The organism is Pseudoduganella rivuli, assembly GCF_009674485.1.
GTDB classification, from domain to species: domain Bacteria; phylum Pseudomonadota; class Gammaproteobacteria; order Burkholderiales; family Burkholderiaceae_D; genus Rugamonas; species Rugamonas rivuli_B.
In genome coordinates, this window is sequence record NZ_WKJJ01000017.1 from 102,745 (window position 1) to 118,052 (window position 15,308).

At 63.7% G+C, this 15,308-nt stretch carries 12 protein-coding genes; 5 read left to right on the forward strand and 7 right to left on the reverse strand.

The genetic code is table 11. The features are described 5' to 3' along the window. Positions 1–12 precede the first annotated feature (12 nt). Positions 13–624, reverse strand: a complete 612-nt coding sequence (locus GJ700_RS24790) for a TetR/AcrR family transcriptional regulator (RefSeq protein WP_154378985.1) — start codon at positions 622–624, stop codon at positions 13–15. Between the two features lie 124 nt (positions 625–748). Between GJ700_RS24790 and GJ700_RS24795 the strand changes: the two genes are divergently transcribed. Continuing rightward, positions 749–1,243, forward strand: a complete 495-nt coding sequence (locus GJ700_RS24795; RefSeq protein ID WP_154378987.1) for a GNAT family N-acetyltransferase — start codon at positions 749–751, stop codon at positions 1,241–1,243. 15 nt (positions 1,244–1,258) lie between these two features. Here the strand turns inward: GJ700_RS24795 and GJ700_RS24800 are convergent, their stop codons facing one another. From GJ700_RS24800 to GJ700_RS24815, 4 genes are all read right to left on the reverse strand, one after another. Continuing rightward, positions 1,259–2,740: a TolC family protein gene (locus GJ700_RS24800; protein ID WP_308700716.1), complete on the reverse strand. Its 1,482-nt coding sequence runs from the start codon at positions 2,738–2,740 to the stop codon at positions 1,259–1,261. After that, positions 2,740–5,868 (reverse strand): efflux RND transporter permease subunit, encoded by a 3,129-nt coding sequence (locus GJ700_RS24805; RefSeq protein ID WP_154378989.1) that lies wholly within the window; start codon positions 5,866–5,868, stop codon positions 2,740–2,742. Before GJ700_RS24805 ends, GJ700_RS24800 begins: the two co-directional genes overlap by 1 nt. Before the next feature lie 9 nt (positions 5,869–5,877). Next, a complete protein-coding gene (locus GJ700_RS24810) occupies positions 5,878–7,071 on the reverse strand; it encodes an efflux RND transporter periplasmic adaptor subunit (RefSeq protein ID WP_154378991.1) in 1,194 nt (397 codons plus the stop codon). Between the two features lie 198 nt (positions 7,072–7,269). Next, on the reverse strand, positions 7,270–8,004 hold the full coding sequence (locus tag GJ700_RS24815; RefSeq protein ID WP_229507230.1) for a hypothetical protein: 735 nt from the start codon (positions 8,002–8,004) through the stop codon (positions 7,270–7,272). Between the two features lie 204 nt (positions 8,005–8,208). On the opposite strand from GJ700_RS24815, the gene GJ700_RS24820 reads away from it, so the two are divergent. Further along, the gene (locus GJ700_RS24820) at positions 8,209–9,690 is read left to right on the forward strand and encodes an ATPase domain-containing protein (protein WP_154378993.1); all 1,482 of its coding nucleotides are present in this window, start codon (positions 8,209–8,211) and stop codon (positions 9,688–9,690) included. Between the two features lie 9 nt (positions 9,691–9,699). After that, positions 9,700–11,235, forward strand: a complete 1,536-nt coding sequence (locus GJ700_RS24825) for a hybrid sensor histidine kinase/response regulator (RefSeq protein WP_154378995.1) — start codon at positions 9,700–9,702, stop codon at positions 11,233–11,235. An 11-nt stretch (positions 11,236–11,246) separates the two neighbouring features. On the opposite strand, the gene GJ700_RS24830 is transcribed toward GJ700_RS24825, so the two are convergent. Then, complete coding sequence (locus GJ700_RS24830; RefSeq protein ID WP_154378997.1) at positions 11,247–13,133, reverse strand: MFS transporter; 1,887 nt, start codon at positions 13,131–13,133, stop codon at positions 11,247–11,249. 52 nt (positions 13,134–13,185) lie between these two features. Then, positions 13,186–13,917 (reverse strand): helix-turn-helix domain-containing protein, encoded by a 732-nt coding sequence (locus GJ700_RS24835; RefSeq protein ID WP_154378999.1) that lies wholly within the window; start codon positions 13,915–13,917, stop codon positions 13,186–13,188. Positions 13,918–14,051: 134 nt separating this feature from the next. Here GJ700_RS24835 and GJ700_RS24840 point away from each other — a divergent pair, with 134 nt between their 5' ends. Then, positions 14,052–14,492 (forward strand): hypothetical protein, encoded by a 441-nt coding sequence (locus GJ700_RS24840; RefSeq protein WP_154379001.1) that lies wholly within the window; start codon positions 14,052–14,054, stop codon positions 14,490–14,492. Between the two features lie 43 nt (positions 14,493–14,535). Beyond that, entirely contained in the window at positions 14,536–15,291 is a 756-nt protein-coding gene (locus GJ700_RS24845; protein ID WP_229507238.1) for a DUF2145 domain-containing protein, read from the forward strand. The last annotated feature ends 17 nt before the right edge of the window (positions 15,292–15,308 follow it).

Genomic DNA, 15,308 nt, shown 5'->3' on the forward strand with positions numbered 1-15,308 from the left:
ATCGATCCTCGTTCAGGAAAACAGCATGGCCCGCAACGCGTTGCGGACCGACGCGACGATGGCCGGGCGGCCGGCGTCGGGGTTGTGGATGGCCCGCACGTGCAAGCCATGGAATATGGCAATCACCGCTTCCATCAAGCCATCGAGCGTGTCGTCGCTGGCGTCGAGCTGGTGCCGCTCGCGGGCGGTCTTCAGGACATTGCGGAAGTACGTGCGCGAGCGCAGGTCGGCATCGCGCACCACGGCGGCAATCGCGGGATTGCGCGACGCTTCGGCCCAGATTTCCAGCTGCAACGCGATGCGGTCCGAATCCACATGGTCCGCCACGCTGCTTTCCGCATCGTCGACCAGCCCCATCAAAGGATCGGCGCGCTGTTCAAGGTCACGCAGGATGGCGGAGACGCGTTCAACATTCTGCTCGACAAAGGCCGCGATGATGGCATCCTTGCTGTCGAAGTAGTTATAGATATGGCCGGCGCTCATGCCGGCGGCTTTCGAGATTTCAGACATGCTGGCGCCGTGGAACCCACTGCGTTTAAAACAGATGGCGGCCGCATCGAGCACCTGTTGGCGGCGCACTTGCGCGCGCTCAGGGTCGTTGTGTCTTTTTTCGTTGTTACTCATGCAAGAGTGCCCTTTCGTGCCTGTACTGTGGACAAGGCGGCACGTTTTGTCAATTTCGGCAAGTCCCTTACGCGGTTTTGAGATATCATAAAAACAATATGTTTCACGCGAGGAGGCAACCCAGATGATCGCCAAGACCGCACCAGCCGCCGCCCCCATCATAGAGCTGCGACAGGCCACGCCGGCCGACCAGCCCTTCCTGCACCAGCTGTATGCCAGCACCCGCCCGCCATCCCGCTTGCGCGCCTGCGACGCCGAAGCCGAAGCCCTGCTGGTGCACGTCCAGTTCCTGGCCCGGCAAACCGACTGGGGCCGCCGCTTCCCCGGCGCGGACGTCACCATTATCGTTGAACATGACCGGCCCGTAGGATGCCTGTACGTGCATTACACCGAACACGAGGTACGGCTGGTCGACCTGAGCCTGCTGCCGGAATTCCGCCGGCGCGGTATCGGCAAAGGCTTGCTGCGCGGCTTGCAGGCGCATGGAGAACGGCTGGGATTGCCCGTGCGGCTGCATGTCACGCTGGGCAATCCATGCCAGCGGCTGTGCCAGCGCTGCGATTTCCTGTTCATGGGAATCGTTGGCGGCCACGCGGCGCTGGAATGGAAGCCCGCATAAGCGATATAAGCGTCCTTACTGCGCACCGCCGCCCAGCACCTTGTACAGCGTCACCTGGTTCGATGCGCTGGCCAGGCGCGCGGTGATCATCGCCTGCTGCGCTCCGTACAGCGCGCGCTGCGACACCAGCGCGTTCAGGTACGATTCGCTGCCCTTGCTGTAGCGCGCTTCATGGATGCGGAAGCTTTTTTGCGCCGCATCGACCAGCGCGGCCTGCGATGCCAGCCGCTCGCCGAGCGTGCCGCGCTGCGCCAGCGCGTCGGCCACTTCGCGGAATGCCGACTGCACGGATTTCTCATAGCGCGCCAGCGCGATATCGCGATCCGCCTGCGCCACACCCAGCGTGGCGCGGTTGGCGCCGCCGTCAAAGATCGGCAAGCGCACGGACGGCATGAAACTCCATGTCCCCGCCCCCGCCCTGAACAGCGACGACAGATCGCCGCTGGCCGCGCCTGCCGCCGCCGTCAGTGAAATGCTGGGGAAGAACGCCGCGCGCGCCGCGCCGATATTGGCGTTCGCCGCCTGCAACGTGCGTTCCGCCGCCAGCACGTCCGGACGGCGGGCCAGCACTTCCGATGGCACGCCCGCCGGCAATTCCTTCACTGCCGCCACGCCGGCCAGCAAATCCGGTCCAGCCAGCGCGGTTGCCATCACCGGCGAACCGGCAGCATCGGGGGCAAGCGCGCCAGCCGGAACGCCTGCCGCGCCGCCGCTCGCAGTGGGCGCTCCCATCAACTGCGTCGGCACCGGCGCCCCCGCCAGCAACGTCAGCGCATTTTCATCGGCCGCCACCTGGGCCGTGTACACGGCCATATCGTTGCGCGCCGCTTCCACACTGGTCTGCGCTTCGTGCATGTCGAGGCCGGACGTGGCGCCCGCTTCGAAGCGGCGCTTGCTCAGCTCATAAGTGATTTGCTGGCTTTTCAGGGTATCGGCCGCGAGACGCAACCGTTCGCGGTCGGCCTGCAATGCCAGCCACGCGTTCGCCACGTCCGCCACCAGCGCAATCTGCTGCGCGCGGCGCGCCTCTTCCGTGCCCAGGTATTGCTGCAACGCCGCTTCCGACAGGCTGCGCACCTTACCAAAGAAATCCAGTTCATAGGCCACATTGATATTGGCCGAGTACTGGCGGTTCGTGTTGCCGTTGGCGTGCTGCGCGTTCTGCCCGCCGGATGCGGACACGGACGGCACTTGCGCCGCGCGCTCGATGCCGTATTGCGCACGCGCCTTGTCCATGTTCAGCGCCGACACGCGCAAGTCGCGGTTGTTGGCCAGCGCCAGCGCAATCACGCCGCGCAGCCGCTCGTCGGCAAAGTAATCGCGCCACGCGATGTCATGGGCCGCTGCCGCGCCGGCCGCGACCGGCGCCGGCTGGTAGGCATCGCCCTGCGGCCATGCGGCGGTCACCGGCGCGGCCGGGCGTTCATAGACCGGCGCCAGGCTGCACGCGGACAGCAGCGCCAGCGCGGCCAGGGAAATCAAGCTTCGTTTCATCATCACACTCCTTCCGGTGCGGGTAAGCCCGCTTTGGCGGCGCGTTTGGCAAACAGCCCGCGCACCAGCACAAAGAACACCGGCACAAAGAAAATACCCAGGAACGTCGCCGTCAGCATGCCGCCCAGCACGCCGACGCCAATCGCGTTCTGGCTGCCGGAGCCGGCGCCGCTGGACAGCGCCAGCGGCAGCACGCCGAGGCCGAACGCGATCGACGTCATCAAGATCGGCCGCAGGCGCAAGCGCACCGCCTGCAACGTCGCGTCCTTCAGCGCCATGCCCTGCTCCTGCAATTCCTTGGCGAATTCCACGATCAAAATCGCATTCTTGGCAGCCAGGCCGACCACCGTCAGCAAGCCCACCTGGAAGTACACGTCGTTCGACAACCTGAAACCCCACGTCGCCAGCACGGTGCCGATCACGCCCAGCGGCACCACCAGCAGCACGGAAAACGGCACCGACCAGCTTTCATACAGCGCGGCCAGACACAGGAACACCATCAGGATGGACAGCGTGTACAGCACCGGCGTCTGCGAACCCGAGTCGAGTTCTTCCATCGACAAGCCGGTCCATTCGAAGCCGATGCCGGGCGGCAGCTGGCCAGCCAGCTTTTCCATTTCCGCCATGGCGGCGCCGGAACTGACGCCCGGCGCGGGCATGCCCAGCACTTCGACGGACGGCGCGCCGTTGTAGCGCTCCAGACGCGGCGACGCATACACCCACTGGCCGCTGGCGAACGCGGAAAACGGCACCATCTCGCCCTGCGCATTGCGGACAAACCATTTATTTAAATCTTCCGGCGCCATGCGCGAATCCGGCTGGCCCTGCATGAACACTTTCTTCACACGGCCACGGTCGACAAAGTCATTGACGTAGGCGCTGCCCCAGCCGGTCGACAGCACGCGGTTCACGTCCGCCACCGACAGCCCCAGAGCACCGGCGCGCTGCTGGTCGATGGTGATCTTGTATTGCGGCGTATCGTCCTGGCCGTTCGGGCGCACGCCCACCAGCAGCGGGCTTTTCGACGCCATGCCCAGCAACTGGTTGCGGGCCGCCATCAGCTTGTCATGGCCCACGCCGCCCTGGTCTTGCAGCTGCATGTCCCAGCCACCCGCATTGCCCAGTTCCAGCACGGCCGGCGGCGTGAAGGCAAACACCATCGCATCGCGGATTGTCGCAAACGCGCCCATGGCGCGGCCCGCCACGGCCTTGGCGCGGTTGGCCGCGCCGGGACGTTCCGCCCAGTCCTTCAGGCGCACGAACGCAATGCCCGTATTCTGGCCATTGCCGCCAAAGCTGAAGCCCGCCACCGTGAAGATCGACGCCACGTTGGCCTTTTCGCCCTCCAGGAAGTGCTGCTCGACCTGTTCGATGACTTTCAATGTGCGCTGCTGCGTGGCGCCGGCCGGCAATTGCACTTGCGCGAACAGCACGCCCTGGTCTTCTTCCGGCAGGAACGACGATGGCAGGCGCGCGAACAGCACGGCCAGCACCGCCACCAGCACCGCATACAGAGCCATCGAGCGGCCGCCACGGCGCAGCATGGCGCCGACCCAGCCCTGGTAACGGCTGCTGCCCCGCTCGAACGTGCGGTTGAACCAGCCAAAGAATCCAGTGGCTGGCGCGTGGTGGCCAGGCTTGAGGAACGTGGCGCACAGGGCCGGCGTAAACACCATGGCCACCAGCACCGATAAGGCCATGGCCGCCACGATGGTGACGGCGAACTGGCGGTAAATCACGCCGGTGGAGCCGCCAAAGAACGCCATCGGCACGAACACGGCCGACAGCACCAGCGCAATGCCCACCAGCGCGCCCGTGATCTGGCCCATGGATTTCAACGTGGCGTCTTTCGGCGACAGGCGCTCTTCCGTCATCACGCGCTCGACGTTTTCCACCACGACGATGGCGTCATCGACCAGCAGGCCGATCGCCAGCACCATGGCGAACATGGTGAGCGTATTGATGGAATAACCCAGCGCGGACAGCACACCGAAGGTGCCCAGCAAGACCACCGGCACCGCCATCGTGGGAATCAGGGTGGCGCGGAAATTTTGCAGGAACAGATACATCACGAGGAACACCAGCACCACGGCTTCCAGCAGCGTCTTCACCACTTCCTCGATCGACAGCTTGACGAACGGGGTGGTGTCGAACGCGACTTCGGCCTTCATGCCGGCCGGGAATTGTTTACTCAATTGATCGATCTTGTAACGGATCGCTTGCGCCGTATCGAGCGCATTGGCGCCGGTCGCCAGCTTGATGGCGACACCGGTTGCCGCGTGGCCGTTGAAGCGCGCCACCGTGTTGTAGTTTTCACTGCCCAGTTCCATGCGGGCCACATCGCGCAAGTGCACGGTGGCGCCGTTGGTGCTCGTCTTCAGCAGGATCGCGCCGAATTGTTCCGGCGTTTGCAGCCGGCTTTGCGCAGACACCGTCGCATTCAATTGCTGGCCCGGCACGGCAGGCGCGCCACCCAGTTCACCGGCCGATACTTCCGCGTTTTGCGCCGTGATGGCAGCCGACACGTCGGCTGGCGTCAACTGGTAGCTTTGCAGCTTGGCGGGGTCGAGCCAGATGCGCATCGCGTACTGCGAACCAAACAGCGTCACGTCGCCCACGCCGGCCACCCGCGACAGCGGATCGATGACATTGGCCGCGACGTAGTCGCCCAGGTCCGCCTGCGTCATCGTGCCGTTTTCCGACACGAAGCCCAGCACCATCAGGAAGTTCTTGGTGGACTTCGACACCACCAGCCCTTGCTGCGTGACGGCGGCGGGCAACAGCGGCGTGGCCAGCTGCAGTTTGTTCTGCACCTGCACTTGCGCGATATCGGGATTGACGCCGTTGGCGAACGTCAGCGTGATACTGATGCCGCCCGTGCCGTCGCTGCTGGAACCCATGTAGCGCAAGCCATCGATGCCTTTCATTTTTTGCTCGATGACTTGCGTGACCGCGTCTTCCACGGTTTTCGCGGACGCGCCGGGATAGCTGCCGCTGATGGTGATCGCGGGCGGTGCAATGCTGGGGTATTGAGACACCGGCAGGCGCAGGATCGCGATCGCGCCGGCCAGCATGATGACAATGGCGATCACCCATGAAAAGATGGGCCGGTTGATGAAGAAGCGTGCCATGGCGGCTCCTTAACGCGCCGTGCGGCCGTTGTTGCCGGCGCCGGATTGCGTTGCCTGTGCCTGCGTTGCCGCCGCGGCTGCCGGCGCACCTTGCGCAACAATGGCGGTAGCGCCCGGCCTGACCTTTTGCAGGCCGTCGATGATCACGCGGTCGCCCGCCGCCAGCCCGGACTTCACTTGCCACTGGCTGCCGATGGCGGCGCCCGTGGTCAGCACGCGCTGTTCGACCTTGTTGTCGCGGTTCAGCACCAGCGCCGTCGCTTCGCCTTTCGGGTTGCGCGTCACGCCCTGCTGCGGCACCAGGATCGCCTGCGCATCGACGCCGCTTTCCACCACGGCGCGCACGAACATGCCGGGTAATAAATCGTGTTTCGGATTCGGGAACAGCGCGCGCAGCACCACGTTGCCGGTGCCCGGGTCGACGCTGGCGTCGGCAAATTGCAGCTTGCCTTCCTGCGCGTATCGGCTGCCGTCCGGCAGGATCAGCGTGACTTTCGCCTGGCCGCCCTGCTTCAGGCTGCCCGCTTCCACGTCGCGCTTCAGGCGCAATACATCGGCGCCGGACTGGGTCACGTCGACATAGATCGGATCCAGTTGCTGCACGGTGGCCAGCGCCGTGGCCTGGCTGGCCGTCACCAGCGCACCTTGCGTGACGGACGAGCGGCCGATGCGGCCGCTGATCGGCGAGGCGACTTTCGTGTAATCGAGATTGATGCGGGCCGATTCCAGCGCGGCATTGGCCGCTTCCACTTCCGCCTGCGCCTGCCCGGCGGCAGCGACGGCGTCGTCATAGTCCTGGCGGCTGACGCCTTCGATCGCCACCAGTTCCTTGTAGCGGGCCACTTTCGGCGTGGCGGCGGCGAGGTTGGCCCTGGCCTTGGCCAGCGCGGCTTTCGCGGAATTGAATGCGGCCTGATAGGTGGCGGCATCGATCTGGTACAGCGGGGCGCCCGCTTTCACGTCCGCCCCTTCGGTGAACAGGCGCTGGCGGATCAGGCCGCCCACTTGCGGCCGCACCTCGGCCACCTGATAGGCGCTGGTACGGCCCGGTAATTCCGTTGCGACGGTGACGGCTTGTGGCGTCACCGTATGCACAGCCACTTCGGGCACCGGCGCTTTCGGCGCCGGTGCTCCAGCCGTGGATGGATTGCAGCCGGCGGCCAGGGTGGCGGCAGCCAACAGGATCAATGAATGAGGTTTCATGTTAATGACTTTCGGGTTATTTCTCATTTATAGAATGAACGATCATTCTAAGTAAGTCAAGTTAACGTTTCCTTAAACCAATATCAATCTGGCACGGGTGAAAAAAAAACCCGCCGGTTGCCCGGCGGGTCGAAGCCGTGGTCGGGACCGGCCACGGGTAAGGGAACGGTCGTCCCTGCTGAACGGGTATTACAGGCGTTATTTCACCGGTTCGGCGTCCAGCACCACCGACTGGAACGTCAGGTGCGAGGCGGATTCAAAGCCGGAATCGATGCCGACCACCAGCCACAGCTTGCCTTCCGCATCGGCCTTCACGGTCAGCGCTTCCTTGCTCTTGAGGGTCTTCGATTCGAACACCGCCTTGCCGCAATCGGGCACGCTGTTGCCGATGGTGCCCAGCACCTGCCCTGCCTTGCCGCCGCCGCCCTGGTTGCCGCGGTCGATGTTCAATTCATTGCGGCCATTGTTGATGACGGATTTCGGTTCGATATCCGATGCGGCGCCCACCACCCACACGGATTCGCCGGGCGAACCGCCCACGCCCATGCAGCCGGTCGGCACGTCGGTGGCGAACTTCACGGTGAAGGTCACCTTGTAGCTGGCCGACGGCACGAAACCGCCGAATTGTTTTTTCACATACAGGAACAAGTCGTCGCTGCGGTTGGTGCCGGCCACGTAATAGCCTTTGCCGGACAGCGGCGCGCTCAATGCGCGCTGTTCGAACACGAGGTTTTCCGGCTTGTCGGCGTCCGAATAGTCGCTGGAATCGCCTTTCCAGCCGTCGATGCCCTGGTTGAAGTCCGCCGTGATTTGCACGGCTTTCAATACGGGCGGCAGCGCGCCCTGGGGCGGCATGGCATGGTTGTCACCGCCGCAGGCGGCCAGCAGGGCCAGGGTGGAAACAGCGGCGGCAGTCTTGATCAGGTGTGTCATGGTGGTGGATTCCCCAGTTGTCCGGAAGCCCATATTGTAAGAATCGCAGGCCCGGAATAACCGATGGTTTTGTAACCACATATATGTAGTAAAACGCTACAAGCTCATGATAATTAAGTACATTTTTTAGACAAACTGAATCGGACATAGCCCTTTTTACAGTTGCTGTATTATCGGAAAGACACAATTCCTGAATGAACGATCATGGAACAAAACAGCGAATCCGGACGCTTCCTGTCTTCCGGCGTGCCCGGCCTGGATACGATTTTGTCCGGTGGATTCACCCGCGACCGGCTGTACCTGGTGGAAGGCGAACCGGGCACCGGCAAGACCACATTGGCCCTGCAATTCCTCACGGAAGGCGTGCGCCTGGGCGAATCCGTGCTGTACATCACGCTGGCGGAATCCTCGGCGGAACTGGCCGCCGTCGCCGCCTCGCATGGCTGGGACTTGAGCGGCATCCACGTGGAAGAAATCATCACCGACCAGAATGCGCTCGACCCCAGCCAGCAATACTCGATCTTCCACCCGTCGGAAATCGAACTGGGCACCACCACGCAGCGCATCCTGGCCGCCATTGAAAAATACCAGCCGACCCGCGCCGTGCTGGATTCGCTGTCCGAGTTGCAGTTGCTGGCGGAAAGCGCGCTGCGCTACCGGCGCCAGGTGCTCGCGCTCAAGCAATATCTGGTCAGCCGCAATTGCACCACCATCTTCCTGGACGACCGCACGGCGCTGAACACGGATTTGCAGGTGCGCAGCGTGGCGCACGGTGTCATTACACTGAGCGTGGCCGACCAGGCTTACGGCAATGACCGGCGCCACCTGCGCATCGTCAAATACCGGGGCATCGCGTTCCGCGGCGGCGCCCACGATTACCGCATCGTGCATGGCGGCCTGCGCGTCTATCCGCGGCTGGTGGCGGCCGATACCCGCGTGCGCAAGATGCACCATCAATTGTCGACCGGCCTGGCGGAACTGGACACCATGCTGGGCGGCGGAATCGAGGAAGGCACCAGCACGCTGGTGGCCGGTCCAGCCGGCGCGGGGAAATCCACCGTGGCCGCGCAATGCGTCGCCGCCGCCGTCAAGCGCGGGGAACGCTGCGCCATGTTCCTGTTCGAGGAGTCGCGCAACAACATGCTGAACCGCTGCGATGGCATGCAACTGGGCTTGAACGATGCGATTGAATCAGGCTTGCTGGTGGTACAGCAAGTCGATCCCGCCGAACTCACGCCCGGCCAGTTCAGCCAGGCCGTGGTCGACGCGGCCGACCGGGGGGCGCGCGTCATCGTCATCGACAGCCTCAATGGCTACATGAATGCGGTACCGGACGAACGTTTCATGGGTACGCACCTGCACGAATTGCTGACGTACCTGGGCCAGCGCGGCGTCGTCACCATCGTGGTGGGCGTGCAGGCGGGCCTGATCGGCGGCAGCATGACTTCCTCGGCCGACGCGAGCTACATCGCCGACAACGTCGTCATGTTGCGCTACTTCGAAACGGCGGGCGAAGTCCGGCAAGCGATCTCGATCTTCAAGAAACGCGGCAGCACCCATGAACGCACGTTGCGGCGCTTTTGCATTACCGCACAGGGTCCGCGCGTCGGCGCGGTGCTCAGCGGCTTTCACGGCGTGCTGACCGGCGTGCCGACACTGGTTGCCCCGCCGGACAACAACCCTTAGCGAGAGGCCATGGAAAAGCGCATCCTGATCTATGCCCCCGGCGGCCAGAACGCCGCGCTGACGGAAAAAGTGCTGGCCATGGCGTACATACCCTCGTTCATTTGCGCCACGGTGGCGGATTTGCGCGAACAGTTGCAACTGGGCGTGGGCGCCGTCGTGACGGTGGAGGAAGCGCTGTCGGCCAGTGGTTTCCGCGTGCTCAGCGACTTCGTCACGCACCAGCCCAACTGGTCGGATTTGCCGATCCTGTTGCTGGCGCAAAAAGGCGGCGATTCGCTGCTGGTGCGGCGTGCCGTCGCCAGCCTGGGCAACCTGACGTTGCTGGAGCGGCCGGTGCGCACCGTGACCTTGATTACCGCCGTGCAGGCGCTGTTGCGGGGGCGGGAAAAGCAATACCAGGTACGGGAAAGCAATCAGCGCAAGGATGAATTCCTCGCCAGCCTGGGCCACGAATTGCGCAATCCGCTGGCCCCGATCCGCACGTCGGCCACCTTGCTCACCCATTTATTCCCGCAATCGGAGCCGGCGGTCCGCATCAAGGAAGTGGTGGAACGGCAGGTGGTGCACCTGACCCGTCTCGTCGACGATTTGCTGGACGTGGCCCGCATCACCAGCGGCAAGATCCAGTTGCAGCGCAATACCTTCAAGTTCAGCGAAATCATGCGCCACGTGATCGAACTATGCATGCAGTCCGCCATTTCAAAGCGCATCCACCTGGACCAGGACTTGCCCACCGATGCGATCATCATGGACGTCGATTATTCGCGCGTGGTCCAGATTTATTCGAACATCCTGTCCAACGCCATCAAGTTCACGCCGCAGGGCGGCCAGGTCGGTGTACGGGCATGGAAGGAAGATGGCGCGCCGGGCGTTCCGGCGACGATCTGCGTCAGTATCCGCGACACCGGCATCGGCCTCGATGCGGACGCGATCCCGAAAATCTTCAACCTGTTCGAGCAAAGCCGCACCGTCAGCGGCCAGATGTCCAGCGGCCTGGGTATCGGCTTGTCGCTGGCGCGCCAGTTCGCGCACATGCACGGCGGCACGGTGGAAGCGTTCAGCGCTGGTCCGGGACAGGGCAGCGAATTCGTGATCCGCTTGCCGCTGCCGGAACAAGCGCTGGCGCTGGCGCCGGCCGCCTGCCCCCGCGAGGTGGATGCATCCGGCGCCCGGCCCAAGGTACTCGTGGTGGACGACAACCGCGATGCGGCCGAGTCGCTGGCGGCACTGTTCGAGATGGAGAAATATGACGTCGAACTGGCGTATGACGGCTACATGGCGGTTGCCGCCGCCCAGCGGCTGCCGCCGGACCTGGTCATCATGGACCTCGGCATGCCCGGCATGGATGGTTACGAAGCGGCGCGCCTGATGCGACAGCATCCGGGTGCGGAACACATGGTGATGGTGGCGCTGACGGGATGGGGACAGAATGAAGCACGACGGCGGGCGCTCGATGCGGGCTTCGACTGCCACCTGACGAAGCCCGTGGACATCAACGAATTGCTGCGCCTTGCCGCGGAACGCATCGCCAGGGCCGACGCGTAACTACCGCACCGTCACTTCCAGTCGCCCCGCAACTGCGCCACCTGCGTGCGCAGCAATTCCGGCGTCACGTCGTGCGGTTCAACCGGCTGGCCCACGGCCAGCGCCAGGCTGGAGCGCCAACCCTTGCGGAACGCGCGTTCAAACACATTGTCCTGGCTGCGGCTCAGCAAATGCCCCCACAGGCCGCGCAGCGCCATCGGGATCACCGGCACCTTGCTGCGCTCGACGATCTTGGCGATGCCGCCCTTGAATTCATTCAGTTCGCCGGTGGACGTCAGTTTGCCTTCGGGGAAAATGCAGACCAGGTCGCCCTCGTGCAGCGCCTGCGCGATATCGACGAACGCCTTTTCCATCAGCCACGGGTCTTCCTTGGCCGGCGCGATCGGGATGGCTTTCGCGGTGCGGAAAATCCAGCCCAGCAGCGGCATTTTGAAGATGCGGTGATCCATCACGAAGCGGATCGGGCGCGGGCTGGCGGCGCCGATCACGATCGCATCGACATAGCTGACGTGGTTGCACACCAATACCGCCGGGCCGCTTTCCGGAATGCGGTCGGCATCGACGGTCTTCACGCGGTGGATGGTGTGGATCAGCATCCACGCCAGGAAGCGCATCAGGAATTCCGGCACCAGCGAGAAAATGTAAATCGCCACCACGGCATTCATCAGCGCCGTGGCCAGGAACAGCTGGGGAATCGTGAAGCCCTGTCCCAGCAGCACGATTGCCACGCCGGTGGCGGCCACCATGAACAGCGCGTTCAGGATATTCATCCCGGCGATGGTGCGCGACAGGTGCTCGGGATCGCAGCGGGTCTGGATCAGCGCAAACAGGGGCACGATGAAGAAGCCGCCGAACACGCCGATCATCACCACGTCAAACAGGATGTGCAGCGCGCTGTCTTGCTGGATGAAGGTGTTCCACACGACGGCCGCCGCGTTGGTGTAGCCGACGCTGGAAAAATACAGGTCGGCGCCAAAGACCGTCATGCCGATCGCGCCGAACGGCACCAGGCCGATTTCCACCTTGTGGCCGGACAGGCGCTCGCACAGCAGCGAACCGGTGCCGACACCCAGCGAAAACACCGTCAGCAACAGCACGAAGACGCTGGAGTCGCCATGCAGGTAATCCTTGGCATACACGGGGAATTGCGCCAGCACCACCGCGCCGTAAAACCAGAACCACGAGTTGCCCAGCATCGACAGGAACACGGTGCGGTTGCCGGCCGAATGGCGGATGTTGCGCACCGACTCCGTGACGAAATTCCAGTTGATCTTCAGGCCCGGCGCCGGCGCCGGCGTGTTCGGCACGCCATAGCTGGCCAGCAGGCCGATCACGGCCGTCACCAGCGTGCCGGCCGCCACCAGTTGCAGGCCGATGCCGGGTGTCGCCACCAGCACCGCACCCAGCACCTGGCCCAGCAGGATGCCGACAAAAGTGCCCATCTCGATCATGCCATTGCCGCCCATCAGTTCTTCCGGCTTCAACTGCTGCGGCAGGTACGCATATTTGACGGGACCGAACAAGGTCGAATGCACGCCCATGCCGACCACGCCGAGGATCAGCAGCCACAAGGTATGCGTCATCCAGCCGATGCCGGTCATCGCCATGATCGCCACTTCCAGCCATTTGACGAGGCGCGACAGGCCGGCCTTTTCAAACTTGTCGGCGATCTGGCCTGCGGTGGCGGAAAACACCACGTATGGCAGGATGAACAGGCCGGGAATCAGGTTGGTGATGGTGGAGGCGGACATCGTGGTCCAGCTGGCGGCATCGAAACCCAGCGCCACGACCAGGGCCGTCTTGAACAGGTTGTCATTGAAAGCGCCGAAGAACTGCACCCAGAAAAACGGGGCGAAGCGCCGCTGGGACATCAATGCGAACTGGCTCGGTTTGCTCATAATCTCGTTGGTTTGATTAGGGTAATTGTCGAAATATACACCGCAGGATGTTCTACCGCATTAATGCTTTGAACGCTTCCGGCATCCACGGCCTGGCCGCCAGCAGGAACGTGATCGAGTGCCGCTGGTCATACGGCAGCCGCGCATCGTCCTGGTGCTGCTGCGAAAATTCATCGGCCACCTGCTTCAAGCGTTCCAGCAGCGCCCTGGTGGAACGGGGCGACAGCATGACGCTGACCAGGCGCATCAGCTCGTGGCTGCCGGCAAAGCGCGTATCGAGGTAGTCACCGGATGCCTCTTGCCGGAACCACGTCTGGATCGGGCCATTCGGTATCCAGCTGAACGTCCTCGACACCAGCAGCTTGACCCGGTTGTTCGGCAACAGGGTCAAGAAACCGATGCGGTCCAGCCGCAGCAAATACTTCACGGTCTCCGCCACGCTGATCCGGTACACCGCCGCGATTTCGTCGACGGGGATCTGGTTCAGCGCCGCCACCGCCACCACCAGCAATTTCGTGTCGCCGATGATTTCCTCTTCCTGCGCATAGGTCAACTGGGAAATCAGCTGGGGCGCGTCGGTGGCCGCCTGCGCCAGTTCCGCGAAATCCATGCCGACCACGTCCAGCACCTGCTCCAGCCGCTCCAGCGTAAAACTGCGCTGCGCAAACATGCGCTTGACGCTGGGTTCGGACAAACCAATGCGCTTGCCCAATTCGGCATACGTGATGGCCTTCGCCTTCAGTTGCCGTTTCAGTGCATCAATCATGAGGCTGGTATGGGACATGGTGCCAGTTTTCCCTAATCGGGTATCGAAATTTGATACCGATCATATCATCTGTGTAACCGGTAGCATATTCATTGCGGGGCATGTACTTTAAGACAATGATGCAGGCACTTTCACCACCGGAGATCGATGCCATGAAACGCTTGCCTGTCTTGATATCGTTGCTGTGCTGCACCGCTTTATCCACTTCGCCAGCCCACGCCGCCGCCATGCAAGCGGCGCCCAACAGCGGTTCGCAACTGTCGAACGCATCGGAAGCGCTGTCGGCCGCGGCCGGCATTGTCGTGCTGGGATCGATGTCCGCCATCGCCGCCTCCGGCTATGTGGTGGTGGCCAGCGTGGAAACCGTGGCCGAAGGCGTGGTGGTGGTGCTGAAAGGCGCTTCCACCGGCGTCGAGGCATCCGTCGAACTGAGCGGGGCGGCCGCCGCCGGCATGTCCGACGCAATCGGCAAAGCCGTGACGGTGACCGCCACGTCGACCGGCCATCTGCTGATCATGTCGGGCAAGGTGCTGGCGTTCATCCCGAACGAGACCGGCAAATCGCTGCTGCATCACAGCCGTGTCGGGGCGTAACGTGCGCGCCCGGAACCTGATAGCCGGCGCCGTGCTGGCCTGCATGCTGGCCGGCGCCATGGCCACGGCGCACGCAGGCGCCAGTTGCGAAGACCGTCCGCTGGAACCGCGCAACGTGGTGCAGGCGATGGACCTGGCGCTGCGCACGCGCGAAGCGCTCGACGCCAGCGGCGCGCAGGTGGCGCTGGTGGCGCGCGCCGGGCAGGATTTGTCGGCCTACGGCTTGCGCTATTCGCACATGGCGTTCGTCTGGCGCGACCATCCGAAGGGACGCTGGCTGGTCGTGCATGAATTGAATGGCTGCGGCACCGCCAGTTCCGGCCTGTACGACGAGGGACTGGGCAACTTCTTCCTCGACGACATGTTCCTGTACGAGGCGCAAATCGTCATCCCGTCCGACACCGTGCAGCAGCGCCTCGTGCGAGTGCTGGCCACCGGCACGCCGCGCCGCCTGCACCAGCCGCAGTACAACATGCTGGCGTATGCGTACGGCACGCGTTACCAGAATTCCAACCAGTGGGTGCTGGAAACCCTGGCGGCGGCGGGCGCCGAACCGGGCCAGGTGGAAAACCGCAATGAAGCGCAGGCATGGCTGAAGTCCGCGGGCTTCACGCCCATTACCGTGCATATTCCCGCCCTCACCCGCCTGGGCGCCCGCATGTTCCGCGCCAACGTGGCATTCGATGACCACCCGTTCGACCAGCGCATGGCGGGCCGCATCGATACCGTCACCGTCGATGCCGTGGTGCGCTTCGTGCGCCGCGCGGATCCCGGCGCCAGTCAATTCGTCGTTCGCTGAAGTTTTCCCCTCCTGGA